The following is a 25,547-nucleotide window of genomic DNA, read 5'->3' as shown; positions in this document are numbered from 1 at the left end:
CTTCACGTTTCCAGCTGAAGAGAGCCTGAAATGCGCTGGTGGGGTGGCCTGAACTAGTCGCTCTCGGCGAGTCCCTTGCCGTCTCGGGCCAGCGCGGTGAGCCGGGAGATCGCCCGGAAGTACTTCTTGCGGTAGCCGCCGTTCAGCATCTCCTCGCTGAACAGCCGGTCGAAGGGCAGCCCGGAGGCCAGGACCGGCACCTCGCGGTCGTAGAGCCGGTCCGCGAGCACCACCAGCCGCAGGGCCGTCGACTGGTCGGGGACGGGGCGGACGTCGGTGAGGCAGACCGCCTTCAGGCCGTCGGTCAGCGCGCCGTACCGGCTGGGGTGGACCTTGGCGAGGTGGTCGAGGAGGTGCGGGAAGTCGTCCAGCGAGGCGCCCGGGGTGGCGTACGCCGTCTTCGTCACCTGCTCGTCGGAGAAGGGTGCCGGCGCCTTGGGCAGGCCGCGGTGGCGGTAGTCCTCGCCGTCGATGCGCAGGGCGCGGAAGTGGGCGGACAGGCCCTGGATCTCGCGCAGGAAGTCGGCGGCCGCGAAACGGCCCTCGCCGAGCTTGCCGGGAAGCGTGTTGGAGGTGGCGGCGAGCGCCACACCGGCGTCGACCAGCCTGCCGAGCAGGGTCGACACGAGGACCGTGTCGCCGGGGTCGTCGAGCTCGAACTCGTCGATGCACAGGAGACGGTGGCCGCTGAGCGTCTGCACGGTCTGCTGGAAGCCCAGGGCGCCGACCAGGTTGGTGAGCTCGACGAACGTGCCGAACGCCTTGAGTGCGGGCTCCGCCGGGGTGGCGTGCCAGAGGGAGGCGAGCAGGTGGGTCTTGCCGACGCCGTAACCGCCGTCGAGGTAGACACCGCGAGGGCCCGCCGGGATCTTCGGCGCCTTCGGCTTCCCGAACCCGAGGAAGCCGCGCTTTCCGCCGCCTACCGCGTGCGCCCCGCCGAGCCCGGCCGCGAAGCCCTCGAGGACGCGGACGGCCTCGGTCTGGCTGGGCTGGTTCGGGTCCGGGATGTAGGTGCTGAAGCGGACCGAGTCGAAGCGCGGCGGCGGCACCATCTCGGCGACCAGGCGGTCCGCGGGGACATGCGGCGCACGGGCGCACAGGGACAGCGGGGCCGCGTCGGCTATCGGGCTGAGGCCGGGGGCGGAAGGGGAGGACGACACGGTTCCCCATGCTAAGGGCCGTGCCAGACTGCACGACATGCGACGCCTGTTCCCTGTGACCGACGAGACAGTGCCGAAAGCTCCTGGACCTCCCGGTGAGGAGGGTGTGGCCGGTGTTCCCGAAGTCCCGGCCGACCGCGAGTGGAGCCTCGCCGAGCTCGCCGCCGCCTATGCCTACCCCGAGCCCACCGCCGGCGGACGGCCCGTCCCGTGGCTGCGCGCGAACATGGTCTCCACGCTCGACGGGGCCGCCCAGCACGACGGCCGGTCGCAGCCGATCTCCAGCGCGGCCGACATGCGGATCTTCGGCACCCTGCGCGGGCTGGCGGATGTCGTGGTCGTCGGTGCGGAAACGGTACGTCAGGAGGGGTACCGGCCCGCACGCGCGCGTGCGGAGTTCGCGGAGCTGCGGCAGGCGGCCGGGCAGCCGCCGGCGCCGGCCATCGCGGTGGTCAGCGCCAGCCTGGACCTGGACTTCTCCCTTCCGCTGTTCACCTCGCCGGTGGTGCCGACTCTGGTCCTCACGGGCGCCGCGGCCGCCCCGGACCGGGTCGCCGCCGCGGAGAAGGCCGGAGCCCGGGTGGTGATCGCCGGTGACGGAGTCGGCGTGGAGCCCGCCCGCGCCGTACGGGCCCTGGGCGAGCTCGGATACACCCGGCTGCTGACCGAGGGGGGTCCACGGCTGCTCGGTCAGCTGGTGGCGGCCGGGGTGCTCGACGAGCTCTGCCTCGCCGTCTCCCCGATGCTCACCGCCGGTGACGCGCAGCGCATCGCGGGCGGGCCGTCGGTCGCGGTTCCGCACCGCTTCGTCCTCGCGTCGCTGCTGGAGGAGGAGGGTTTTCTCTTCACCCGCTACCAGCGGCCCTGAGAATCGTTCAGCGGTACCGCCGGTCCCGAAAACGGCGGAACCTACCGTTCCGCTTTGCTCGGGGCGGGCACACTGAATCTCGCAGTCCCCGTGAGATCACGGGGCAGGATGGTTTCCGCAGAAGGGGCGCCCGGTGTTCACAAGCGTATTGATGATCGAGAAGGCCCTGACGTCCGCAGACGTGGAGTTCGTCACCAGCTTGCACGGGGACGAGGAGGTCTCCTTCCATGTGCTGCTCCAGCCCCGCGGCGACCAGGCGGACCGCCTGCTGCGGGCCATCGACGACGTCGCGCTCGGCGAGCTGGACGAGGTCGCGCGCGAGCGGGATGTCCCCGAAGGGGAGGCCGCGAGGCCCTTCGGGGAGCGGGCGTTGGAGGTGTCGCTGCAGGCGCTGCATGCTGCGGGCAGCGAGGCGGAGGGGCGGCTGATCGAGGATCATCCGCTGGATGCGTTGAAGGCTCTCGTGGACGAGAGCGACGCCGATGAGGTGATCGTGCTCACCGATCCCCACTACGTGGAGGAGTTCTTCCATCGGGACTGGGCTTCTCGGGCTCGGCACAAGGTGGGGGTGCCTGTGCTGAAGCTGTTCTCGCACAGCAAGGCCTAGACGCCGTAGGGGGACGGGTGCGTTTGCGGCTGCGGGTGCGTTGTGGCTGGTCGCGCCCACGCGGCGGAGCCGCACATCGATACAGCCCCGCGCCCCTTGAGGGGGTGCAGTCGCCGTAGGCAATAGGCTGGGGCGCTGAACATCCGCCGTATTTGTACGCACAGGGAGACACGCATGGCACCCGGCCTTCCCCCCGCCATGGAGCGACCGCATTTCATCGGCATCGGTGGGGCCGGAATGTCGGGGATTGCGAAGATTCTTGCTCAGCGTGGGGGCAAGGTGGCCGGTAGTGATGCCAAGGAGTCCGCGACCGCTGAGGCGCTGCGGGCGCTGGGTGTGGCCGTGCACATCGGGCATGCGGCGGAGCATCTTGCCGACGATGCCAGCTGTGTCGTCGTGTCGTCGGCGATCCGGAAGGACAATCCGGAGCTGGCCCGGGCCGCCGAACTCGGTGTCCCCGTCGTGCACCGGTCCGACGCCCTTGCCGCGCTGATGGACGGCCTGCGGCCGATCGCGGTCGCCGGGACACACGGCAAGACGACCACGACGTCGATGCTGGCCGTCTCGCTGAGCGAGCTGGGGCTGAAGCCGTCGTACGCGATCGGCGGCGATCTGGACGCGCCCGGCTCCAACGCCCTGCACGGCGAGGGTGACATCTTCGTCGCCGAGGCCGACGAATCGGACCGCAGCTTCCACAAGTACGCGCCCGAGGTCGCGATCGTCCTCAACGTCGAGCTCGACCACCACGCCAACTACGCGTCCATGGACGAGATCTACGAGTCCTTCGAGACGTTCGCCGGACGGATCGTGCCGGGCGGCACGCTGGTGATCTCCTCCGACCACGAGGGTGCGCGCGAGCTGACCCGGCGGCTGGCCGGTTCCGTGCGGACGGTGACGTACGGCGAGGCCGAGGACGCCGACGTACGGGTCCTGTCGGTCGTACCGCAGGGGCTGAAGAGCGAGGTCACGGTCCTGCTGGACGGGCAGGAGCTCACCTTCGCGGTCTCCGTGCCCGGACGTCACTACGCGCACAACGCCGTGGCCGCGCTCGCCGCGGGCGTGGCGCTGGGCGTCCCCGCCGCCGAGCTGGCGCCGGCCCTGGCCGCGTACACCGGGGTGAAGCGCCGTCTGCAGCTGAAGGGCGAGGCCGCCGGCGTCCAGGTCATCGACTCCTACGCCCACCACCCGACGGAGATGACCGCCGACCTGGAGGCCATGCGCGCCGCGGCGGGCGAGGCGCGGATCCTGGTCGTGTTCCAGCCGCACCTGTTCTCGCGGACGCAGGAGCTCGGCAAGGAGATGGGGCAGTCGCTGGCCCTCGCGGACGCGTCGGTGGTCCTCGACATCTATCCGGCCCGCGAGGACCCGATCCCCGGGGTGACGAGCGAGCTGATCATCGAGGCGGCACGGGCCGCGGGTGCGGACGTGACGCCGGTCCACGACAAGGCGGAGGTGCCCGAGGTCGTGGCGGGAATGGCGAAGGCGGGTGATCTCGTTCTCACCATGGGCGCGGGCGACGTCACCGACCTCGGACCGCGCATCCTGGACCGTCTCGCGAAGTAAAGGGGCTGAGCTTCATGTCGTACGACGTCGAAAAGCCGGACGAGCAGTGGCGCGCGGAGCTGACCCCGGCCGAGTACGCCGTGCTGCGCCAGGCCGCGACCGAGCCCGCCTTCACGGGCGAGTACACCGACACCAAGACGACGGGCGTGTACTCCTGCCGTGCCTGCGGCGCCGAACTGTTCACCTCCACCACGAAGTTCGAGTCGCACTGCGGCTGGCCGTCCTTCTACGACCCGAAGGACACCGACGCGGTCGAGCTGATCGAGGACCGCTCGCACGGAATGGTGCGCACCGAGGTGCGGTGCGCGCGGTGCGGGTCGCATCTCGGGCACGTCTTCGAGGGCGAGGGGTATGCGACGCCCACGGACCAGCGGTACTGCATCAACTCCATCTCCCTGCGTCTGACCGCTGACGAGGGCTGACCGTCCTAGTCCGTCGTCCTGACGTACGTGTAGGGGGCCGCGACGGCGCCGCTGTGGTGATCGGCGGCGCGCAGGGCGGCGGTGAGGCGTTCGCGTGGCTTCATGCCGAGGCCGGCGGTGGCGTGGAGGGCGCCGAGGGCGTACTCGTCGCCGCAGCCGACCGCGGCGTACCCGTCGGCGGACTCGCTGACCTGGTAGTCGCCGTGGATGGCGAAGAGGCGGCCGTGGATGCCCACGAGGAAGCTGCCGGCCTGCTCCTGCTCGGACTCCTTGCGCGCCCAGCCGCCGTCCTTGAGGCAGGTGCGGACCGCGTTGACGAAGGTCGTGGCCATGAAGCGGTAGAGGGCGCCCTCCGGGTGCGGGGCCTCAAGTGCGTAGTGCAGCAACTGGCCCATGCGGAAGGACGTGGTGTACCCGAGGACGTAGGGTCCGTTGATGAAGACCTTGGGGTCGCGGCAGATGGTGAGCCGGTAGTCGTTGCTGCCCGCGGAGTCTCCGGCCAGATGGACTCGCTTGCGGTGAACCAGGCCGACGATGACGGTCAAGTCAGCACCCCCGTAGTGGTGTTGAGGCCTTGGTGGCCGCCTCAGGGCATTTCTGCCCGCCCGCTGCGCGGAGTCACCGCTTCCGTTCAGCGGTGGTCCACCAGCATCTGCGCCCGGCCCGGTGCCCTGCGGCCGTGGCGTCTGCTGCGCGGTGGGCGTTGGGGCCAGCACAGGACGTAGGCGGCGGAACCGGCCGCGAAGGCCAGGCGTATGAGGCCCTGGGCGGAGTCCGAGGGGACGAGCAGGGCGCTGCCGTACAGGGAGATCAGGGCGAGCCAGCTGACCCAGGGGACCAGCCGGCGCTGGCCGATCGAGTCCCAGATCAGGGTGCCGAGGAGGACCGAGGCGTTGTAGTACGTGTACACGCTCGGGTCCAGGACGATGCGGGCGTCGGCGGCGAGCAGCACGACGGCCGGCCAGCGGTGCCTGCGGACGGCCAGGGCGCCCAGGGCGATACCGAGGGCCATCTGGGCGGGGCGGTCCCACCACGGGGTGGCGGCGTCGTGCACGCCGAACCAGCGCAGGGCCGAGGCGGGCTGGTTCGGGATCGTGAAGCGGGCGGCGGCCAGGGTGTCCAGGTGGGTGAGGTAGAAGGGCAGCCACGCCACCGCGACCAGCCCGGCGGCCCAGGCGGCGGAGCGCAGCCGGGCGGGGCGCGGCAGCGCCAGCAGCAGGGGCAGGAAGCCGACCGCCCAGGGCTTGGAGTCCACCGCGAGGGCCAGGAGGACGCCGACGGCCGTCGCGTTGCCGCGGACCAGCGCGCGGACGGCGAGGGTGGTGAAGAACAGGGCCAGGACGTCGTCCAGATGCGCGAAACGCACCGAGACCTCCACCCACATGGGGATGAAGGCCGCCCCGGCGATCAGTACGCGCTGCTGGAGGCGCTTGTGGTTGAGCCCGGTGCCCCGGTAGTGGTCGGCGGCGGCGCGGCCGACCAGTACCAGCATGTAGAGACCCAGGCCGGACATGAACGCGTCGGCGAGCTTCTCGCCGAGTTCGGCGGGGAAGGGTGCGAAGAGCCCGGCGACCAGGAAGCTGACCGGGCCGATCTGCAGATCGGGGTGGTTGGCATAGAGGGCGAGGCCGCCGCCGGGGACCTGGTGGAAGAGCAGCTGCTGACCCTGCACCAGGTAGTGCCAGGACACGGCTCCATGGCGTTCGGCCACGAGGAACCAGACGACCGTCCACAGGGCCAGCAGCGCGTTGTGCCGGCGCAGTGGATAGCGGCCGATGCGGCCGATCCGTGCCCCGTCCCCGGGCACGGCTGCCACCGTCTTCCGCTTCCGCACGTTCCGTCCTCCCCCTCGGCCCGCCCCCGGCGTCGGGACGGCCGAGGTCGCGGGCACTACCCGGTCATCCCTGTAGAGGGGGGCTCGGCGCGGTGGGTTGCCTGTCCGGGACCGCGAGCAGACCTCAGACGAGGGACACGGGGGCCGTACGGGCGTCGACGACGGTGGGGTTGCCGACAGAGGCGAGCAGGCCGAGACCGTCGGTGCGGGTGCCGTGGCCGAAGCAGTCCAGGGGCGCTGCGCCGTACTCGGCCGCGGCGCGGACCACGGCCCGGGCCTTGGCCGCCGCCGTCATCGGGTGACGCACCTCGCCGGTCAGGCACCCTTCCGAGTCCACCACTGGTTCGGTGCCCAGGACGAGGTCGGCGCCCAGGTCCTCGCGCAGCGGGGCCAGGCAGGGCGTGAAGGCTTCGAGACCAGGGCGGTGAGGTGCCCGGCGTCCTGGTGGGCGCGGAGCGCGGTCAGGGTCCGGGCGATGAACGGCGGGCCTGTGCGGCGCCCCCGGCGGACCTCCTCGTACCAGCGCCACCCCTGTTCCACCAGCTCGGCCGACCCCGTTCCCGCGTAGCGGCGGTAGTGGGCCCGCAGCAGGTCGGGCGGGTCGATGCCGAGTGCGGCCATGGCGCCCAACTGGTCCACTTCGTAGCGAATCGTGCAGGTCGCACGCCCGACAGCAGGCACGCATGTCCTCGCCGGCACCCTGCACGTCCGACCGGTCGGACATCCATCGCGCCACAGCCAGAACGGCCGAAGCCCGACAGCGTCCTCACAGCACCTTCCGCTGCACCAGCGCCGACAGCACCAGCGCCCCCGGCAGCAGCGGCAGCCAGACCGTCAGGACGCGGTAGCCGATGACGGCGGTCGCCGACAGGTCCATGGGTGCTCCGAGCGCGACCATGGCGAACACGACCGCCGCGTCCACGGGGCCGATGCCGCCCGGTGCGGGCACCGCCCCGACCGCCGTGTTCGCGGCGAGGAACGCGAACGTGACCTGCAACCAGGACAGCGACAGCCCGAGCGCCGCCCCGACCGCGAAGAGCACGCTCGCCTGGATCAGCGGGGCGGCGGCCGACCCTCCCCACAGGGCGAGGATCCGCGCGGGCCGGGTGTGCAGCAGTCGTACGTCGGTGAGCGCGCAGCGCAGGGCGTCGAGGAGGGGGCGGCGCAGCGGCCGTACGGCCGTCACGAGCAGAGCGGTGGCGACGAGGGCGAGGGCCACCGTGCCGGCGACCAGGAGCGACGTCCGCCGGTCCGGCACGAGTCTGCCGGTCAGCAGCGCGTCGGGGAAGGCGGCCAGGAAGACGAGGAGCACCAGCGTCCTCGCGATCGGCTTGACCGCCGAGTACAGGGCGAGCGAGGCGGTGGCCCGGGCCAGGGGGATGCCGCGGCCCTGGAGGAAGCGCAGGGTGACGGCGTGGGCTCCGATACTGGCCGGCAGTACGTGGTTGGCGGCGCCGGCGGCGAACTGTGAAGCGATCAGCAGCCCGGCCGGGAGCCGCTCCGGCAGCGCGCCCTGCCGGATGCAGGGGGCGGCCAGCCAGCCCAGACAGGTGAAGAACAGCGCGACCAGCAGCCACCAGGGGTCGGCGGAACCCAGCCGGGCGGTGCCGTCGTACACGGTCCGCCAGTCGACCGCAGCCCACACGCCGATCACGAGCAGGGGGAGCAGGACCAGGGAGCTGCGGAGCAGGCGGGGAGCGCAGAATCGGAGCGGGGACGGGGTGGGTGAGGGGAGGGCCGTGGGGAGTCGGCCGGGGGCGTCGTCGAGCGGGAGCAGGGACACGGCGGAACCGTTCCCGCCGGGTGTGACGCCGTGGTGTCCGGGAGCCGAAGGGGCGCGGGCGGGCGGGCGACGGCCACCCGGTCGATGAATCATTCATCCAATGAAGTGTTGACTTGCGGATGAATAAGCCAGAACAATCCTGGGGTGACCTCCGAGCAGCTGTCCGTGGGCCCGGCCCTGTCCTCCCTCTCCTCCGACCTGGACGAGGCGGTCCACCGCTGTCTCGTCGCCGGCTTCGAGGGCACGACGACCTTCCCCGACACCCTCAAGCGGCTCATCGACCGCGGCCTCGGCGGCGTCATCCTGTTCACCCGGAACGTGCGCGACGCGGAACAGGTCCGTGAGCTCACCGACGCGCTGCGGGCGATCCGCCCCGATCTGCTGGTGGCCATCGACAACGAGGGCGGCGGCATCGGTCACCTGGTCGGCGCGGCCGCCCCCGAGGTCCCCGGCTCCTACGCCCTCGGCGTCGCCGACGACCCGAACCTGACCGCCCGCTGCGCCGACGCCCTCGCCGGCCACCTCGCCACCCTCGGCATCACCGCCTCGTACGCCCCCGTCGCCGACCTCCAGCGCCGGCCGGACAACCCGATCGTGCGGACCCGGTCCTTCGGCGCCGACCCCGAGCTCGCCGCCCGCCATCTGCACGCCTGGATCACCGCCACCGAGGCCCGTGGCATCGCCTCCTGCGCCAAGCACTTCCCCGGGCACGGCGGCACCGAGACCGACAGCCACCACGACCTCGCCGTCGACCCCCGCCCGGCCGACGAACTCCGTGCCGACCTGGAACCGTTCCGCGCGGCGGTCGCCGCGGGCGTGCCCATGCTGATGAGCGCCCACGTCGTCTACCCGGCGCTGGACGCCAACCGCCCCGCCACCCTCAGCCGCCGCATCCTCGGCGACCTGCTCCGCCACGACCTCGGCTTCGACGGGGTGCTGGTCAGCGACGCCCTGGAGATGAAGGCCATCGCCGACCGCTACGGCGAGGCGGCCGGCGCGCGCATAGCCCTCGCCGCGGGCGCCGACCAGATGATCGTCGCGGTGCCGGACCTGGAGGTCACCCTGGCCTGCCGGGACGCCGTGCTCGACGCGGTGGACTCCGGCCGGCTGTCCGAGGAGCGGGTGTGGGAGGCGGCCGGGCGGGTGCGGCGGCTCGTCCAGCGGTATGCGACGCCCGCCGGGGTGGTGGCCGCCTGGGACGCCGGGGCCGGGCTGGAGGCGGCGCGGCGCGCCGTACGCAGCCGGGCGCTGCCGCGTGCGGTACGCGGCGCGCACGTCGTCGACCTCTTCCCGCCGCCGCACCCGGCCCTCAACTGGGGTGGCGAGGACCTGCTGACCGAGCTGCGGCCCGTGGATCCCACGGCGAGCGGTACGGCGGTGAGTGGGGAGCCGGCGGATCCGGCTGCTCTTGTCGAGGGGATCCTGCGGATCTCTGCGGCTTCGCCGTTGGTCGTAGCTACTTGTGATGCTCGGCTGCATCCCTGGCAGGCGCGGTTCCGGGAAGCCCTGTTGGCCTGGCGGCCGGATGCGGTGCGGGTGGATACCGGGCTGCCGGAAGGGGGCGACCTTTGCTCGTTCGGCAGGGGACGGGTGAATCTGCGGGCCGTGGCCGAGGTGCTCGGAGCTCCGCTGGAAGCGTCATGATGAACCTGCGGGCCGGTGGGGGCTGGTCGCGCAGTTCCCCGCGCCCCTAAACGAGGGGGCTGTCTCAGCCCCTTGGTTGTACGGTCTGCCTGATTCCCCGCGTCGTCAAGTACCCCTTGTCGTCCGCCCGTTCCGCCAGCACTACCGCCGGGCGCTCGCCGTGCTTGCGCAGCCGCATCCACGCGTCGAAGTACGCACCGCCCGGACCCGATACGGAACGTGTCGCGGGCGTGCAGTCCAACACCAGGGCGACGGTGCGGGGTTGGGGGGAGACGGGCTTTGTCCGCAGTTCGGCGATCGTCTCCGCGACAGCGGTGGCGATCGGCTTGGGGTGGCCCGCCGCGTCGAACAGGCCCAGGGTGTATTCAAGCTCCGGATAGTCGGCCAGTGAGCGGTCCACGTCGTGGGAGCACCACCAGGTCACGCCCCAAAGGCCTTGGCAGTCGGCTGCGTTGAGGACGGTGGCGCGGGCGAAGTCCGGGGCGTCGGGGGCCGGGATGTGCGGTTCGGGGGCGCCCGTCTCCTGGACCCAGACGGGGCGGGACGGATCGTCGGCGTACGCCTTCGCGAGTTCCGTGCCGTATTCGGCGAGGTGCTGCACCTCGAAGGAGGCGGGCCCGTAGCGGCGGGCGCAGTCGGCGGAGAACACCCACGGGTGGACGGTTGTCACATCGCCCTTGCGGGCCGAGGCCTCGGGCGTGAACGGGTGGTCGTCGCCGTACCAGGCGGCGTCGTACGCGGAGTGCGTGGCCAGTTGCCCGGGGCGCAGGCCCTCGCGGGTGGCCGCCAGCAGCGTGTCGAGGTAGTGGTCGACCTCGGCCGGCGTCACCGGGTTGTGCTCGACCAGGTTGTTGAGCTCGTTGCCGAGCTGGAGGCCGATCAGGTTGGGGCGGTCGGCGAGGGCGTGGGCGAGCGTGCGCAGCAGCTGGGCCTGCGCCTCGACTGCCTCCGGGTCGGTGAAGACGTTGCGGTGGTGCCAGCTGCGGGTCCACTCCGGGTAGAAGTCGAAGCTGGACAGATGGCCCTGCACGCCGTCCACCATGACGTCGAGGCCGGCTTCGGCCGCGATGTCCACCAGCTGCGTCAGTTGGTCGACGGCGGCGGTGCGGATGAGGGTGCGGTTGGGCTGGAGCAGCGGCCAGAGGTGGAAGATCCGGATGTGGTCGATGCCCAGCCCGGCGATCTGGGCCAGGTCCTCCCGGGCGTGCCGCGGGTCGAAGTCGTGCCAGGCGTGGAACCAGCCGCGGCGGGGCGTGTAGTTGACGCCGAAGCGGAGCGTAGGGATGGGATCCTCCTCGGGGCGCCGACCCTCCCGGGGTCGGGGGCTTGTCCTCGCTGAATGTATCAACCACCATGGTCGATGATGAATAACGATTTCAACCAGGAGTCCGGTGGCAACCGGAACTCCGGTGAACCGGAACTGGTGGTCGGCCTCGACGCCGGCGGCACCCGTACCCGCGCGGTCCTCGCCGCCGCGGCGGACGGCCGGGTGCTCGGCGAAGGCGCCGCCGGCCCGGGCAACGCGCTCACCGTCCCGCTGCCCCGCCTCACCGACCACCTCGCCGAGGCGGTCGCCCGGGCGGTGCCGGAGTCCGCGCGGGGGCGTGTCGCGGCGGTGGCCGGCGGCTTCGCGGGCGCCACAGGGGCGACGGAGGGCGACCCCGGCCGCCTCAACGCGCTCACCGCCCTGACCGCCGCCCTCCGTCGGCTCGGCATCGCCACCCGCTCGATCGGCATCAGCAGCGACATCGAGGCGGCCTTCGCCTCCGCCCCCGGCACCCCGGCCGACGGCCTCGCCCTGGTCGCGGGCACGGGCGCGGTCGCCATGCGCATCACCGGCCGCCGCCGCACGGCCACCGTCGACGGCGACGGCTGGCTCCTCGGCGACGACGGCAGCGGCTTCTGGATCGGCCGCGAGGCGGTCAGGGCCGCCCTGCGGATGGCGGACGGGCGGGGCGGGGCGACCGTCCTGGCCGCGGCGGTGGGGCACGCGCTGGGACTGCCGCGGGGGGTGCTGCCGGGGGGAAGGGAGCCCGGGGCGCCGCTCGGCGGGCCCACCCGGGGAGGGTCCCACGGTGGCTCTGGCCCTCCTGCGCCCCATGGCGATCCTGGCGTGAATGCCGGCTGTGGCCGTCGTTCAGGCGTGCCTGACGCCGGCTCCGATGGACGGCACGAGGATCCGTCCGGCATGCCGCGCAGTACCCCCGCGGCGCCGGGCGACGCCTCCGATGTACCGGAAGGGCCCTCCGGCGGTCGGCTCGGCGACCCTGGGCGTACGGCGCGTACCCCCGGAGTGCCGGACGGTGGTTCCGGCGGACGGCAGGGTGACTTCGGTCGTACGCCGCGTCCCGCCGCAGAGCCGGACGGCCGCTCCGCCGTCTGGTCACTCGCCGACCGCGAGGCCTACCGCATGCATCTGCTCCCGGTCGTCATGGCCGAACCCCCGACCCGGCTGGCCCGGCTCGCTCCGCTGGTGGCCGAGGCGGCCCGGGAGAAGGACCCGGTGGCCGAGGCGATCCTCGACGATGCGGCAGGTCAACTGGTCGACACCGTAAGGGCTTTGGACCCACAGCCGGGTGAGCGCCTGGTCGCGACCGGCGGCCTCCTCGGCCCCGGCGGCCCCCTCACCGCCCCTCTCACCACCCGCCTCCAGGCCCTCGGCCTCACCCTCGACTGGGTGGCCGACGGCTGCGCAGGCTCCGTATCCCTCGCCCGCCTCCTCCTGTGACCGACACCGCCGCCCCTGCAACCGGACGGACACCACCCGCGAAGCCCGAGTGGCACCTGGGAGGCCCAGCCCGACCCGTCCTCACGGAGCCCGATCGATGCCTGCCAGGCCCGACGGCCACCCGCGGCGCCCGACCGCGGTTTGCGAGGTCCGGTCGGCGGTGCGGGGGCCGGGCGGCAGCAGTGGAGCCGGTGTGGCACCGAGGAGGTCCACCCCCACGTCTGCGAAGCCAACCTGCCTCCGCGGAACTCACCCGCACCCGCGCCGCCCGACCGAGACCCACGGAACCCATCCGATACCCGCGACACCCGACCGAGACCCACGGAACCCATCCGATACCCGCGACACCCAACCCGCGCGCACCGACCGCCCCCCACGAGACCGACCCCCCAGCAACGAAAGGACCGGCCGCATGCCGAAGCCGGAGCGCGCGGCCGACCGCGCCGAACTCACGCAAGCAGGCCGTCCCCTCTACCGGGACCCCGACGCCCCCGTCGGCGATCGCGTCCATGATCTGCTCGCCCGGATGAGCCTCCGTGAGAAGGTCGGTCAGGTCAACCAGCGTATGTACGGGTGGGATGCCTACCGCCGTACCCCAGGCGGTGGGTTCGAGCTCACCGACGCGCTGTATGCCGAGACCGACCGTTTCGAGGGGCTCGGGGCTCTCTACGGGCTGATGCGGGCCGATGCCTGGTCCGGTGTCGATCACGGCAGTGGGCCCGGCGGACAGGACAGTGCGGCTCTCGCGGAGCTGGTGCAGCGGCATGTTGTCGAGAGCAGTCGGCTCGGCATTCCCGCGCTGTTCGTCGAAGAGGTGCCGCACGGCCATATGGCCCTGGACGGCACGGTCCTCCCCGTCAACCTGGCGGTCGGCGCCACCTGGGACCCCGCGCTGTACGAGCGTGCCGCCGCGCACGCCGCAGCCGAACTCCGTGCCCGCGGCGGCCACTTGGCGCTGGTGTCGGCGCTCGACATCGTCCGCGACCCCCGCTGGGGCCGTACCGAGGAGTGCTTCGGCGAGGACCCGTACCTCGCCGCCCGGATGGCGGAGGCACTGGTGCGGGGCATGCAGGGGGAGCCTGACGAGTTCTTCGCCGACGACAAGGCCCCCGTCGTGCTCAAGCACTTCGCCGGGCAGGGAGCGACTGTCGGCGGCCGCAACTCCGCCGAGTCCGAACTCGGGCTCCGCGAACTCCACGAGATCCACCTGCTCGCCGCCCGCGCGGGCGTCCGGGCCGGGGCCGCCGCCGTCATGGCCGCGTACAACGAGGTCGACGGGATGCCGTGCTCCGGCAACCGCACCCTGCTCACCGGGCTGCTGCGCGAGCGCTGGGGGTTCGACGGGCTGGTCATGGCCGACGGGCTGGCCGTGGACCGGCTGGCCCGTATCACGGGGGACAAGGTCTCCGCGGGCGCCCTCGCACTCAACTCCGGTGTCGATCTGAGTCTGTGGGACGAGGGCTTCACGCATCTGGAGGAGGCCGTGGAGAAGGGGCTCGTGGAGGAGTCCGTCCTCGATGCCGCCGTCGCCCGCGTCCTGCGCCTCAAGTTTCGCCTCGGGCTTTTCGAACGACCCCATGGCGGCGGTGAGTTGCCGTCCGCCGAGCAGGGCCGCGCCCTGAGCACCGCCCTCGCGCGTGCCTCCGTCACCCTCCTTCACAACAACGGCGGCGCGCTCCCCATCCCGGCCACCGTCTCCCGTATCGCCGTCCTGGGACCCCAGTCCGCCACCGCCGCCCACCAGTCGGGCGACTACACGGCCCCGCAGCGCACTGGCAGCAGCGTCCTCGACGGGCTGCGGAAGCTCGCCCCGCCCCGCACCGACATCCGGCACTCCCCCGGCTGCGCGCTCACCGGCGACGATCTCTCCGGCATCCCCGAGGCGGTCGCCGCGGCCGCCGCCTCCGATGTCGCCGTGCTGGTGCTGGGCGGCAGCAGCGCCCGCAGCCCCGAGACCGACTTCGCCGCCAACGGGGCCGCGCTCACGGCCGTTTCGGAGATGACCTGCGGAGAAGGCGTCGACCTCGCGGGGCTGCGGCTGGGCAGGGCCCAGTACGTGCTGCTGGACGCCGTCGTGGCTACGGGCACGCCGACCGTCGTCGTCCTCATCCAGGGCCGACCGCACATCGTGCCGGAGACCGCAGCCGCCCTCCTCACCGCCTGGTATCCGGGCCCGTGGGGCGGTGACGCGATCGCCGAGGTGCTGCTCGGGCACGCGGCCCCCGTCGGCCGGCTCCCCGTCTCGATGCCCCGCTCGGCGGCCCAACTCCCCGTCCACTACAACCACAAGGACACCGAGTACGGCGGCTACGTGGACGAGAGCGCCGAGCCGCTGCACTCCTTCGGGCACGGGCTGTCGTACACGAGCTTCGCGTACGGCGCGCCGCGCACGGACGGCCACACCGTCACCGTCGACGTCACCAACACCGGTGCGCGGGCGGGGCGTACCGTCGTGCAGGTCTATCTGCGGCGGCTGATCACGTCCACCTGGCCGCGCACCCTCGAACTGTTCGCGTTCGAGGGTGTCGACCTGGTGCCCGGCGAGTGCCGTTCGGTCACCTTGCCGCTCGACAGGGACCGACTCGCCGGGACCAGGACCGTGGAGATCCGGGTCGCCGAGTCCGCGCGGGCCGCGCTCACCGCCGTACCCGCCGTGCTGGACCTGATGACAGCTGTCAGAGCTTGACCGCCCCCGCCGAGACGCCCTTGTAGAACCACCGCTGGGTGATCACGAACAGCACCAGCACCGGGATGACGGAGATCACCGAACCGGCCATCACCACCCGCTGGTCGTAGCCGAACGAGGAGCTCTGCAGCCGGGACAGGCCCAGCGTCAGCGTCATATGGCTCTCCGAGCGGAGCACGATCAGCGGCCAGAGGAAGTCGTCCCAGGCGCTGATGAAGGTGTTGATGGTGACCACCATGATCGCGCCCCACGCGGACGGCAGATACAGGTACCTGAACCGCTGCCACTCGTTCGCGCCGTCGAGCATCGCCGAGTCCTCGATCTCCCGCGGTACGGCCAGGAACGCGCCGCGCATCAGCAGAACGTTGATGGCGCCGACGAACCCGGGCAGCCACACCCCCACCAGGTTGTCGACCAGGCCCAGGTCGCGGATGCTCAGGAACAGCGACACCATGATCGACTCGAAGGGGAACATCATGGAGGCGACCAGCACCACCCAGACCGCCTTGCGGCCCTTCCAGCCGGGCTTGGAGAGCATGTAGCCGGCCGTGGTGGAGAAGACGAGCTGGCTGACGATCGAGAGGACGACCACGATCAGGCTGTTGCGGATGTACGTCGCCACCGGCACCTGCGAGAAGACCTCACGGTAGGCCCGCAGGGTCGGGTGGTGCGGCAGCAGCGATGCGTCGGCGCCGAAGACGTCCTCCCCGACGCCCTTCAGCGACGCGAGGAACTGCCAGACCAGCGGGCCGACCGTGATGCCCAGCACGAGGAGCAGCAGCAGGTAGCGGACGACCAGTTCGCGGGGGCGGCCGTACTCCCGCCAGCGCGGCATCAGCCGCCGGGGCTTCTCGACGGCGGTCGTCATGCCTCGTCCTCCTTCGTCAGGCGCTGCGCGAGCAGGGTCAGGCCGAGGGTGAGCACGAACAGGGCGACGCTGACCGCGGAGCCGTAGCCGGCGTTGCCGGTGATCGGGTCCAGGCCGACGTCGCGGATGTAGAAGGGCAGGGTGCGGTCGGCGCCGCCGGGGCCGCCGGTGGAGCTGCCCAGCATGAAGATCTCGGTGAACACCCTCAGGCAGCCGATGCCGGTGAGCGTGCCGACCAGCATCATCGCCTGCCGCACACCCGGCACGGTGATGTGCCAGAAGCGGCGGACCGCGCCGGCGCCGTCCATCTGCGCCGCCTCGTGCAGCTCCTTGGGGACGTTCCCGAGCGCGGCCAGGTAGAAGATCATGTACCAGCCCAGGCCCTTCCACAGCGTCAGGCCCATCGCGGAGAACAGGATGAGCCAGGAGTCGGAGAGGAACGGGACGGCGGACTTGATCAAATGGGCCTTCTGCAGCCAGGTGTTGACCAGCCCGTCGTCGGCCAGCAGCCACTGCCAGCTCAGGCCCACGACCACGCTGGAGGCGAGGACCGGGGTGTAGAAGGCGGAGCGGAAGAACCCGATGCCGGGCAGGTTCTTCTCCACCAGCACGGCCAGCATCAGCGGCAGCAGCACCATCAGCGGGACGACGACGACGGCGTACAGGATGCTGTTGCGGGTCGCCAGCCAGAAGTCCGAGTCGCCCAGCATCCGGGTGTAGTTGTCCAGCCCGACGAAGCTCGCGGCGCCGCCCAGCGGCTTGGCGTTCGTGAACGACAGGAGGACGGTGTTGAGGAACGGGAAGACCCCGAACACCACCGCGCACACGATCGCGGGCGCGGTCCACAGCCAGGGCAGCCACCAACGGCGGTACAGAGCCGCGCCGTTGGCGCCCGGCACGGGGCCGGGCAGCACGGCCCGGCCGATGCGGCGGATACGCGACGGGGCCGTGCCCGGCACGGCGGCAGTACGCCCCGTACCAGGCACGGTCACCGGCTCAGCGGTCTCGGTCGCCACGCTCAGCCCGCCTGCTTCAGCAGCTCGTTTGCTTTCGCCTGGGCGTCCTTGACGGCCTGCGCGGGGCTCTTCTTGCCCTGCATGGCCAGCTGCACCTGTCCCACGATCGCGTTCTGCACGGCCGGGGAGAGGTTGGTCTGGTTGGTGTCGGCCGTCTTGAGCTGGTCGGCGACCAGCTTGCGGGCCTGGGAGAACGGGTCGCTCCCGGTGACGTTCTGGAAGAACGGGTCGTTCAGCGAGGCCGTGGTCGTCGGGAAGATCACCACGTTCGGGTCCTTGCACCAGGCCGTCTGGTTCTCGGCGTTGGTGAGGTACTCGGCGAAGGCGAGCGCCACCGGCGCGTGCTTGCTGGTCGCCGCCACCGAGATGTACTGCGGGGCACCGGCGGAGGCGCGGCCGAGCGCGTCGTAGGGCTGCTGGCCGACAGCCGTCTTGTCGTAGATCGAGGGACTGTTCTGCTTCACGAACCGCACGAAACTCGGGTTCGTCGAGCCGTAGGCGACCTTGCCCTGGCTGTAGGGCGTGGACGGGTCGTTGCTGGAGGACAGCGAGTCCTTCGGCATCGCGCCCTCCTTGTACAGCTTCGCCATCCAGGCCACCCACTGGGTGGTCCTCGGATCATCGGCGAAGACGGCGGACTTGCCGTCCGCGGACAGCGTCTTGATGTTCATCTGGTCGAAGTCCGACGGTATGCGCCAGATCGGGTTGGCCATCGTCGCGTAGAACTTGCCCTTGCCCGCCTTGGCGACCTTCTCGTAGTCGGCGAACAGTCCGAAGAGCGTGGTCGGCGGCTTCGCCGGGTCGATGCCCGCCTTGTTCAGCAGGTTCTTGTTGTACGTCAGCAGGACGCCGCCGGTGTACCAGGGGAGCGTGGTGTGGATCGCCGAGCCGGAGGCGTCCTTGAAGGTGGCTGACTTCCAGAAGGACGGCACGAACGGCTTCGCGACCTGCGGATCCTTCACGCTCAGGTTCAGCAGGTAGCCCGCCTTGGTGAGGGCGGTCGCGGTCGGGGCGTTGACGTTGATGACGTCCGGCAACGTACAGGCCTGGGCGTCGGCGACCGTGCGCTGGGTGAAGGTGTTGTCGCCCGGATCGTCGATCCACTTGACCTCGGCGCCGGGGTGAGCCTTCTCGAAGGACTTGATCACCCCGTTGAAGAAGTCCCCGAAGTCTTTCTTCAGATTGGTCGTCTGGAAGGTGATCTGGCCCTTGACGTCACCCGTCAGCTTTCCGGAGCCGACGTTGCCCTTGTCGACCTTGCAGCCTCCGGCGGTGCCGTCCCCGTCGCCGGAGCCGCCGGACAGGCCGCAGCCGGCCGCCGTCAGCGTCAGGGCGATGATTCCCGCCACGGATGCGGTGAGTCTTCCAGCGCGCATGTCCACCCTCCTGGGACCAGCCGAGCGACTGGTTCAATCAACCAACTTCGACTCCGATTGATGAAAAGGTGGACCAGAATTCATCGGAGGTCAATGGTTTGCCGTGTTGCGTTTCGGTTCCGCCCGCCACTCAGTGGCGGTGCTCGTGGTCCGGGTGCGAGGGGTCGCCGGGGTGCTCGTGCCCCGCGGCGTACACCACGTCGGCCCGCGCCTGGTCGAACCAGGCGAAGAAGGCGCGTCGGCCTGCGGCGCGGCGCAGTTCCCGCGCGATGCCCTCGCGGGCCTGCTCGTACGGCAGGAAGTCCACGGGCGCCGCCCGGCCGAAGGGGTCCACTCCCCGCCGCAGCGCGTCCGGCGTGAGGAAGCGGTCCCGGTTGCGGTCGTAGTAGTCCTGTACGGCTTCCTCGGGGATGTGCTGCTCGGCTTCCAGCTCGGCGAGGAGGGTGCGGGCGGCGGGGGAGTGGGCGAGGGCGGCTGCGACGATGCTGCCCATGTCCGCGACGTCGTTTTCGGCCACGGCCAGCAGTTGCGTCGGCGACGCCTCTGCCACCGGGGGCAGGCCCCGTTCCGCTACGGCCCTGCGGGCCAGTTCGTCGGCGACGACCACCTGCGTGGCCCAACGTCGGCGTTGGCGCTCCACGCGGGCGGGGGCGGACAGTGCCTCGTGATGTGGTTCTTTGTCTGTCGCGCCATCGTGGCTTGTCGCGCAGTTCCCCGCGCCCCTGACGGGGCGCTCTGGCACCGTCTCCAGGAAAGCGTCCACACGGCTTTTGGGGACCGGTTCGCCTTGTACTACTGCTGCATGGTCCGTCATGGCGTTATCTCCAGCTCTATGGCCTTTGTGTAGGCCACCCGACCGTGCCAGGCGGTCTTTGCCAGCAGCCAGTACGAGCCCGGCGGTATCGCGCTGCCGTTCACGTCGACGGTGCAGTTCAGTTGCTCGCCGGGTGCGATCGTGAAGCCCTGGCAGCCAGGGGTGACCCCGGGCCAGGTGCCCCAGGAGGAGACCGCCCAGAGGGTGCCGTTGATGGGGCCGTGGGTGGTGTTGTGAAGCGTCACCGGGACGCGGAGGTGATCGCCGCTCCTTACCGTGATCCGATCAACTCCCAGATCTGTCAGCAGAGTTGGCCCGGACGGCTCGCCCGGTACGTCGACGGCCGCGACGTCCTCGTACGTCTGCCCCTCGTACGACAGCCGTGCCGCCAGCCAGTACCGGCCGGGTGTTGCGTCCGGCGGCGGCGTCACCGTGACCTCGGTGAGGGTGAAGCCGCCGGGGGCCAGCGCGTACGGCAGTGCGGTCGGCTCGGTGGACCAGCCGGGTGGGGCCTCCACGGTCACCGTGCCCGAGACGGGGGCGTCGGTGAGTTCCGAGGAGATCCGGACGGTTGCGTTGATGGGGCCGCCGGAGGCGGTGAGTGTCGTCGGTGAGATGTACACCGCGAGCGGCATGTTGCCGCGGGGCGCGGGGCCGGAGTTGTGGAGCCAGTAGCGGGTGTGGACCGGCTGTGCGGGCTCGTGGGCGGCGACACCGGGGGCGTACGGGCTTCGGGAGCCCTCGGTGGGTGTGGCCAGGACCGTGGTGACCTCGAACCCGGTCAGGCCGAGGGAGAGCGCTCCGTGTTCGTCCGGCGCCAGTTGTTCCCGGGGTGTTTCCAGTACGTCGGTGCGGGCGCCCCGCGTCCAGGGCCGTGGTCCCTCCACTCGCGCCCGTACCGGACGGCCGTTGACCTCGTGCATCCGCACCACGACCCCGCGCTCCGGTTCCGCCGGTGCCACGCTCCCGCGGGCGAGCGGGGAACCGGCCGGCTTGAGGGCGTCGAGCAGCACCTCGCCCGCCGGTTCGAGGCGCAGCAGGCTCAACTCCCTCGGCAGGAAAGCCGCCTCCGATGTCCGCCGCACACGGGCGCTCAGCGGGTGGTTGAACTCATGGCCGATGCGGGGTAATTGCTGCTGACGCCAGTCGCCCTCGCCGCCGACCACCGCGTACTCGAAGGTGTGGGACCAGCGTTGGAGCTGGAACCCCGAGCCGTCGGGCGCCGTGCGGCGGGGCGGGTCGACCCAGATGCCGGACGGCCAGCCCGTGCAGGAGCGCATCAGCGACATGTAGAGGTCGCCGGAGGACGTCACGACACAGCCCGGCGTGCCCCGGTTGAGGACGGCGAAGCCGCGCCCGTCCCAGGCGTCGCCCGGTGGCAGGGCCTCGCCGCCGCCGGCTGCCGTGGCCGTGACGGTCGCGTCGTCCAGGTCGGTGATCAGCGCGTCGACCGCCTTCGCGTCCCCCTCGGCGTCGGCACCCGCCACCACCAGCAGCGGCAGTCGTTCGAGGTCTCGCAGGTCGGCCCCCGGCACCCACTCCTCGCGCAGTGAGGCGCGCGGCGCGACCCAGACGGCGGCCACGCCGCTCTCGGCGAGCTGCCGCTGCAGTTCGCGCCCGGCGGCCGGGTCCCAGCCGAGTGCCTCGGCGACGAGGGAATTGCGGTCCGGGCCGCCGACGGCGATCCGGATGTCGGGCAGGTTGGAGTCGACCTCCAGGTCGCCGTAGCGCGGACCGTCGGCGATCGTCGAGGTCGCCGTGACCCCGGCGCGCACCAGGGCGGCCGCGAGCGGCGTGCCCAGCTCACCGGCCTCGTTCCAGGAGGAGTACACCAGCTCGGCCACCCCGATCGACCGGCGGCCCAGCAATGCGCCCGTGTCGTCGCGCAGTTCGACCCGCGCCGTCGAACCGAGCCCGAACCAGGTGTTGGCAGGGTTGTCCAGCGTCCACGGGAACTGCTCGCTGTCCACGTCCACGAACCCGAACCCGCGCCCGATCACCGCGTCCGCCACCTCGTGCACCGGCAGCCCACCCTGCACGTCGGATGGCCAGCGGACGCGGATCAGCCGGTCGGCGCCGTCGTAGCCGTCGATGGTCGTCGTCACGTCGACGCGCGGAACGCCGGTCCACAGCGTCAGGCGCTGTCTGTACCGGAACAGCCCGAGGTCGGCGCGGACGGTGATCCGTGAACCCGCGGGGGAGTGCTCGACCTCGGCTTGCGCCACCACGTCACGGCTGCGGGCGGCTGTGGTGCCCGTCGGCGTGAGATGCCAGGGGCCCTCGCCGAAGCGCGGGTGCCTGGGGTACTCCTCCTGCACGACGAGCTCGTTGCCGATGTCCCCGGCGCGCAGCAGTTCCCGGCCGCCCTCGGTGAGTGCCCGGAGGCTGCTGACGCCGCCACCGCGCGCCGGGTCGACCGTCACCTCGTAGAACTCGTTGCGGATGGTGGTGCCCTCGCCGGGCGCCCACGCGGGGACGGTGCCCTGGGCGAGGGGGAGGGCCTTGAGTCCCATGCCGGGCAACTCCGGTACCACGATGTGGAGTTGACCGTTCTCGCGCACCGCGGGGAGGCCGACGGGTACGAGTCCCGGGTCGTCGACCGTGAGGACGTCCCGCCGCTGCCAGGTCGCGGAGTTGAAGACGACCAGGTCGGTGCCCTCGCCCGGGGTGACCCGGTCGGCCAGCGCCTGCGTGGCGTCGGCGTGCACGGTCTCGGCCAGGTCGGCCAGCTCGCGCCAGCCGGTCATCAGGTCGATGTAGACCTGGTCGGACTCGGAGCCCGTGATGGCGTCGTGGTGGGCGCCGTAGATCAGCTGCCGCCACGCCTTGTCGAGCGCCGCGTCCGGGTACGGGTGCCCGGCGACCAGCGAGGCGAGCGTCGCCCAGGCCTCCGCGTCGGCGAGCAGCGTCTCGCCGTACCGCTGGGCCTGCTTGGTGTCGATGTAGGAGACGTCCTTGCCGGTGTAGACCGGGTTCATGTCCCGTGTCTGCGGGGACGGCTTGCGGCCCTCCGCGTCGAGCTCGGCGCGCACGGCGGTGAAGAAGTCGCGCGGTGTGCCGCTGATGAAGCGCGGCCAGACGTAACGGGCGTTCCAGTCCCGGTGGATGTCCATCACCCAGCGGCACGGCGGCGCGTAGTCACCGCCGACCGGGAGCAGCACGTTGCGCGTGAGGGCGACCGACCTCAAGCCCCGGAACAGCTTGAGGGCGGCCGCCTCCGCCGCCGGCAGGGTGGGCGCGTTGTCGATCGCCCAGCCGGCGCCGTAGTGGTTGACCATGTAGGCCGTCAGCAGCCCCCGCCCCGACGGCGCGATCCAGCTGAACTCGGCCGGGAACTGCATCCGCCCGGGATCGCGCGGCTCCTCGCCGAAGACGGAGAGAGCGGGCCCCCACTGGTGGAACGGCCCGCGCGCCCACGAACTGGAGCTGATCCCCGCGTCCGCCATCAGCCCCGGGAACTGGGGATCGTGCCCGAACGCGTCCAACTGCCAGGCCGTCTCCGGCGATCCGCCCATGATCCCGCGCTGGAACCCGTCGCCGTACAGCGCGTTGCGTACGGTGGCCTCGGCGCCGGTGAGGTTGGTGTTGGGCTCGTTGTAGGTGCCGCCCATGATCTCGACCCGGCCGGTGCGGATCAGCTCGCGCAGGAAGGCGCGCTCCTCCGGGAAGGCGTCCCAGTACGGCTTGAGGTAGTCGACCTCGGCGAGCACGAAGGTGTACGCCGGGTCGCGGCGGGCCAGGTCGCAGTGGGCGCGGACCAGGCTCATCCCGGACTGGCCGCGTGAGTCGAAGGTCCGGGTGGGCAGTCCGCTGGTGGCCGGGTCGTCTGCGACGTCCCAGGTCTCTGTGTAGGCGGCCTGGGTGTTCCACCACACGGGGTCGTAGTGGAAGTGGCTGACCATGAACATCGTCCAGCCGGGCTCCGCGGCCGTGAAGGGGACCGTGAGCGCACCGGTCTGCGCCGCGTCGCCGGCATCCTCGGCGGTGACCGTGACATGGGTGCCGGCGCCGGGGGCGAGGTCGGTCGTCACGGGTATCTCGGCGCGGACCGTGCCGTCGTCGCCGGTGGTCGCGACCGCCGTGCCCCGGGCACCCGGGCCGACGACGGCGATGCGGACCGTGCGGCCCGGGGCGTGGCTCAGTTCGACAGCCATCACCTGGCGCGGATGCTCGGTCGTCCCGACGAAGAGCTCGGTCGACTCGGCAGAGGTGACGCGCATGGGTCTCCTACGAGAATGCTCGGGGGAGCCCCATCCTGGCATCGCCGGGATGATTCAAACAACCACCTTCACGCATTCTCGGTGGTTCATCCATGCAAAACGGGTCTGGTCTCACCTCGTCCGGCGCGACTTCACCGCGTGCTGCGGGGCGATATGGTCGGTGAGGGCGAGGGAGGCGCTGGCGCGCTGGTAGGAGAGCTGGCCGACCCGGACGTAGAGGCAGTCGACGATCATCAGGACCGAGTGCCGGCCGCCGATGCTGCCGGTGCGGAAGCTGGTCTCCGAGGTGGCCGAGATGAGCCGGATGTCGGCGGCCCGGGCGAGCGGCGAGCGCGGGTCCGTGGTGATGGCGACGGTGGTGGCACCGCGCTCCTTGGCCATCTCGAACGGTTCGAGGGTCTCGCGGGTGGCGCCCGAGTGGGAGATGCCGATGGCCACGTCGGCCGGTGTGAGCAGGGCCGCCGAGGTGGCCGCCCCGTGCACCTCGGTCCAGCCGCGGACGGAGCAGCCGATGCGGAACAGCCGGGTCTCGGTCTCCTGTGCCACCGTGCCGCTGCCGCCGACGCCGTACACATCGATCCGCCGGGCCTTGGCCAGTGCCTGGGCCGCGCGTTCGACCGCGTCGAGGTCGATCCGGTCGATGGTCTGCTGGATCGCACGCAGGTCGGCGCTGCCGACGACCTGCACGACCCGCTCCAGGCTGTCGTCCGGCGAGATGTCCGGCCCGATCTCGGCGGAACCCCAGTCGGAGACCTCGCCGCGGCCGCGCTCCTGTGCCAGCTCGATCAGCAGATGCTGGTAGGAGTCGAGCCCGATGGCGCGGCAGAAGCGGGTCACCGTCGCCTGCGAGGTGCCGGTGCGGCGGCCCAGTTCGGCGGCCGAACAGTGGGTCACGGCGGCCGGATCCTCCAGGATCAGCTCGCCGACCTTGCGGAGGGATCCGGCCAGCCGGGGAAGCTCGGTGCGGATCAGTGTGGTGACGTCCGTCGAGGGCATGAGGAGAAGGTACCAGCCACCCGTCGGGCTGCGGATTGAATACCAGTACCACAAGGGTGAGCGACGTTCGCATGCTGCGTGCGCCGCTGCGTCGCCGCATTGCTCGTTGCATGGCTCATGTGATTTATTGATTCACCTGTGGAATCGGATGGGGTGGTTCAATCCACCAGTGGGGAGGGTCGCGTGTCCGTCGAGTCTGTGAGCGCCGAGGGCTTCGCACGGGAGAGCCTGGCCGTCCTGGCGAACATCACCGAGTCCGCACGCGAAGAGGTGGCGGGCGCCGCCGGACTGATCGCCGACTGCGTCCGCTCGGACGGCGTGATCCAGGCCTTCGGCACCGGGCACTCCCAGGCGACGGTTCTCGAGGTCGCGGGTCGTGCAGGCGGTCTGGTCCCCACCAACCGGCTCCAGATCGCCGACCTCGTCCTGTACGGCGGCGACGCCCCGAGCGTTCTCGACGATCCGCTCCTGGAGCGCGAGCCCGGTGTGGCCGAGCGGCTCTACCACCTCGCGGGGCCGAGCCCCCAGGACCTCTTCGTGATCATCTCCAACTCCGGTGTCAACAACGTGATCGTCGAGATGGCGCTGGCCGCCAAGGAGCGGGGGCATCGGGTTCTGGCCATCACCTCCCTCACCCACACCCGGGCCGTCCCCGCCGGCCACCCGAGCGGGAAGAAGCTCGCCGATCTGGCGGATGTCGTGCTCGACAATCGGGCGCCGCGGGGGGATGCGTTGTTGGAGCTTCCGGGGGGTGGGGCGGTTTGTGCGTTGTCGACGCTCACCGGTGTCCTGCTCGTCCAGATGGCCGTCGCCGAGGCGTCCAGGCTCCTCCTGGAATCGGGTGACCGACCGCCGGTCTACGTGTCGGCGAATGTTCCCGGTGGGTTCGAGGGGAATCTGGAGTTGGAGAAGCGGTACGCCGGGAGGATTCGGCGTACCGCCAGTTGAGGGCTCCGTTTCTA

21 protein-coding genes are annotated in these 25,547 nt (G+C 71.5%); 8 read left to right on the top strand and 13 right to left on the bottom strand.

The annotated features are described in order from the left end of the window. Positions 1–53 precede the first annotated feature (53 nt). On the bottom strand, positions 54–1,160 hold the full coding sequence (gene zapE, locus ACWDAG_RS18615) for a cell division protein ZapE (protein WP_450696669.1): 1,107 nt from the start codon (positions 1,158–1,160) through the stop codon (positions 54–56). Positions 1,161–1,197: 37 nt separating this feature from the next. Here zapE and ACWDAG_RS18610 point away from each other — a divergent pair, with 37 nt between their 5' ends. The 4 genes from ACWDAG_RS18610 to msrB all read left to right on the top strand — a co-directional run bounded on the left by ACWDAG_RS18610 (position 1,198) and on the right by msrB (position 4,620). Continuing rightward, on the top strand, positions 1,198–2,028 hold the full coding sequence (locus ACWDAG_RS18610; protein ID WP_450696668.1) for a pyrimidine reductase family protein: 831 nt from the start codon (positions 1,198–1,200) through the stop codon (positions 2,026–2,028). 133 nt (positions 2,029–2,161) lie between these two features. Beyond that, the gene (locus ACWDAG_RS18605) at positions 2,162–2,635 is read left to right on the top strand and encodes an indole-3-glycerol phosphate synthase (protein ID WP_450696667.1); all 474 of its coding nucleotides are present in this window, start codon (positions 2,162–2,164) and stop codon (positions 2,633–2,635) included. A gap of 174 nt (positions 2,636–2,809) precedes the next feature. Next, the gene (murC, locus tag ACWDAG_RS18600) at positions 2,810–4,198 is read left to right on the top strand and encodes a UDP-N-acetylmuramate--L-alanine ligase (protein WP_450696666.1); all 1,389 of its coding nucleotides are present in this window, start codon (positions 2,810–2,812) and stop codon (positions 4,196–4,198) included. A gap of 14 nt (positions 4,199–4,212) precedes the next feature. After that, positions 4,213–4,620, top strand: coding sequence for a peptide-methionine (R)-S-oxide reductase MsrB (msrB, locus tag ACWDAG_RS18595; RefSeq protein WP_450696665.1), 408 nt, complete (start codon positions 4,213–4,215; stop codon positions 4,618–4,620). A 5-nt stretch (positions 4,621–4,625) separates the two neighbouring features. Here the strand turns inward: msrB and ACWDAG_RS18590 are convergent, their stop codons facing one another. The 5 genes from ACWDAG_RS18590 to ACWDAG_RS18570 all read right to left on the bottom strand — a co-directional run bounded on the left by ACWDAG_RS18590 (position 4,626) and on the right by ACWDAG_RS18570 (position 8,237). Further along, positions 4,626–5,165 (bottom strand): hypothetical protein, encoded by a 540-nt coding sequence (locus ACWDAG_RS18590; protein WP_450696664.1) that lies wholly within the window; start codon positions 5,163–5,165, stop codon positions 4,626–4,628. A gap of 86 nt (positions 5,166–5,251) precedes the next feature. Further along, a complete protein-coding gene (locus tag ACWDAG_RS18585) occupies positions 5,252–6,454 on the bottom strand; it encodes a hypothetical protein (RefSeq protein WP_450696663.1) in 1,203 nt (400 codons plus the stop codon). 124 nt (positions 6,455–6,578) lie between these two features. Then, the gene (locus ACWDAG_RS18580; RefSeq protein ID WP_450696662.1) at positions 6,579–6,749 is read right to left on the bottom strand and encodes a hypothetical protein; all 171 of its coding nucleotides are present in this window, start codon (positions 6,747–6,749) and stop codon (positions 6,579–6,581) included. A 20-nt stretch (positions 6,750–6,769) separates the two neighbouring features. Further along, positions 6,770–7,135, bottom strand: coding sequence for a hypothetical protein (locus ACWDAG_RS18575; RefSeq protein WP_450696661.1), 366 nt, complete (start codon positions 7,133–7,135; stop codon positions 6,770–6,772). Positions 7,136–7,220: 85 nt separating this feature from the next. Continuing rightward, the gene (locus tag ACWDAG_RS18570; protein WP_450696660.1) at positions 7,221–8,237 is read right to left on the bottom strand and encodes a lysylphosphatidylglycerol synthase transmembrane domain-containing protein; all 1,017 of its coding nucleotides are present in this window, start codon (positions 8,235–8,237) and stop codon (positions 7,221–7,223) included. A gap of 144 nt (positions 8,238–8,381) precedes the next feature. Here ACWDAG_RS18570 and nagZ point away from each other — a divergent pair, with 144 nt between their 5' ends. Beyond that, a complete protein-coding gene (nagZ, locus tag ACWDAG_RS18565) occupies positions 8,382–9,881 on the top strand; it encodes a beta-N-acetylhexosaminidase (RefSeq protein ID WP_450696659.1) in 1,500 nt (499 codons plus the stop codon). A gap of 64 nt (positions 9,882–9,945) precedes the next feature. Here nagZ and ACWDAG_RS18560 read toward each other — a convergent pair whose 3' ends face one another. Next, on the bottom strand, positions 9,946–11,229 hold the full coding sequence (locus ACWDAG_RS18560) for a glycoside hydrolase 5 family protein (protein ID WP_450696658.1): 1,284 nt from the start codon (positions 11,227–11,229) through the stop codon (positions 9,946–9,948). A 15-nt stretch (positions 11,230–11,244) separates the two neighbouring features. On the opposite strand from ACWDAG_RS18560, the gene ACWDAG_RS18555 reads away from it, so the two are divergent. Together ACWDAG_RS18555 and ACWDAG_RS18550 are read left to right on the top strand one after the other, a co-directional pair. After that, complete coding sequence (locus ACWDAG_RS18555; RefSeq protein ID WP_450696657.1) at positions 11,245–12,609, top strand: BadF/BadG/BcrA/BcrD ATPase family protein; 1,365 nt, start codon at positions 11,245–11,247, stop codon at positions 12,607–12,609. Between the two features lie 412 nt (positions 12,610–13,021). After that, positions 13,022–15,295: a glycoside hydrolase family 3 N-terminal domain-containing protein gene (locus tag ACWDAG_RS18550; protein WP_450696656.1), complete on the top strand. Its 2,274-nt coding sequence runs from the start codon at positions 13,022–13,024 to the stop codon at positions 15,293–15,295. Here the strand turns inward: ACWDAG_RS18550 and ACWDAG_RS18545 are convergent. The 6 genes from ACWDAG_RS18545 to ACWDAG_RS18520 all read right to left on the bottom strand — a co-directional run bounded on the left by ACWDAG_RS18545 (position 15,285) and on the right by ACWDAG_RS18520 (position 24,585). Continuing rightward, positions 15,285–16,163 (bottom strand): carbohydrate ABC transporter permease, encoded by an 879-nt coding sequence (locus tag ACWDAG_RS18545; protein ID WP_450696655.1) that lies wholly within the window; start codon positions 16,161–16,163, stop codon positions 15,285–15,287. The two genes, ACWDAG_RS18550 and ACWDAG_RS18545, sit on opposite strands and share 11 nt — an antisense overlap. Continuing rightward, positions 16,160–17,179: a carbohydrate ABC transporter permease gene (locus ACWDAG_RS18540; RefSeq protein ID WP_450696654.1), complete on the bottom strand. Its 1,020-nt coding sequence runs from the start codon at positions 17,177–17,179 to the stop codon at positions 16,160–16,162. Before ACWDAG_RS18540 ends, ACWDAG_RS18545 begins: the two co-directional genes overlap by 4 nt. A gap of 2 nt (positions 17,180–17,181) precedes the next feature. Then, complete coding sequence (locus tag ACWDAG_RS18535; RefSeq protein WP_450696653.1) at positions 17,182–18,555, bottom strand: extracellular solute-binding protein; 1,374 nt, start codon at positions 18,553–18,555, stop codon at positions 17,182–17,184. A gap of 130 nt (positions 18,556–18,685) precedes the next feature. Beyond that, positions 18,686–19,369 carry a peptidyl-prolyl cis-trans isomerase gene (locus tag ACWDAG_RS18530; protein ID WP_450696652.1) on the bottom strand — a complete coding sequence of 228 codons (684 nt, stop codon included), beginning with the start codon at positions 19,367–19,369 and terminating at the stop codon, positions 18,686–18,688. Continuing rightward, positions 19,366–23,589 (bottom strand): glycoside hydrolase family 38 N-terminal domain-containing protein, encoded by a 4,224-nt coding sequence (locus tag ACWDAG_RS18525; RefSeq protein ID WP_450696651.1) that lies wholly within the window; start codon positions 23,587–23,589, stop codon positions 19,366–19,368. Before ACWDAG_RS18525 ends, ACWDAG_RS18530 begins: the two co-directional genes overlap by 4 nt. 111 nt (positions 23,590–23,700) lie before the next feature. Further along, entirely contained in the window at positions 23,701–24,585 is an 885-nt protein-coding gene (locus tag ACWDAG_RS18520) for a MurR/RpiR family transcriptional regulator (protein ID WP_450696650.1), read from the bottom strand. Positions 24,586–24,768: 183 nt separating this feature from the next. Between ACWDAG_RS18520 and ACWDAG_RS18515 the strand changes: the two genes are divergently transcribed. Continuing rightward, a complete protein-coding gene (locus tag ACWDAG_RS18515; protein ID WP_450696649.1) occupies positions 24,769–25,533 on the top strand; it encodes a sugar isomerase domain-containing protein in 765 nt (254 codons plus the stop codon). The last annotated feature ends 14 nt before the right edge of the window (positions 25,534–25,547 follow it).

This window comes from Streptomyces sp. NPDC001157, assembly GCF_053598255.1.
This window is presented reverse-complemented; position numbering and strand designations above follow the sequence as displayed.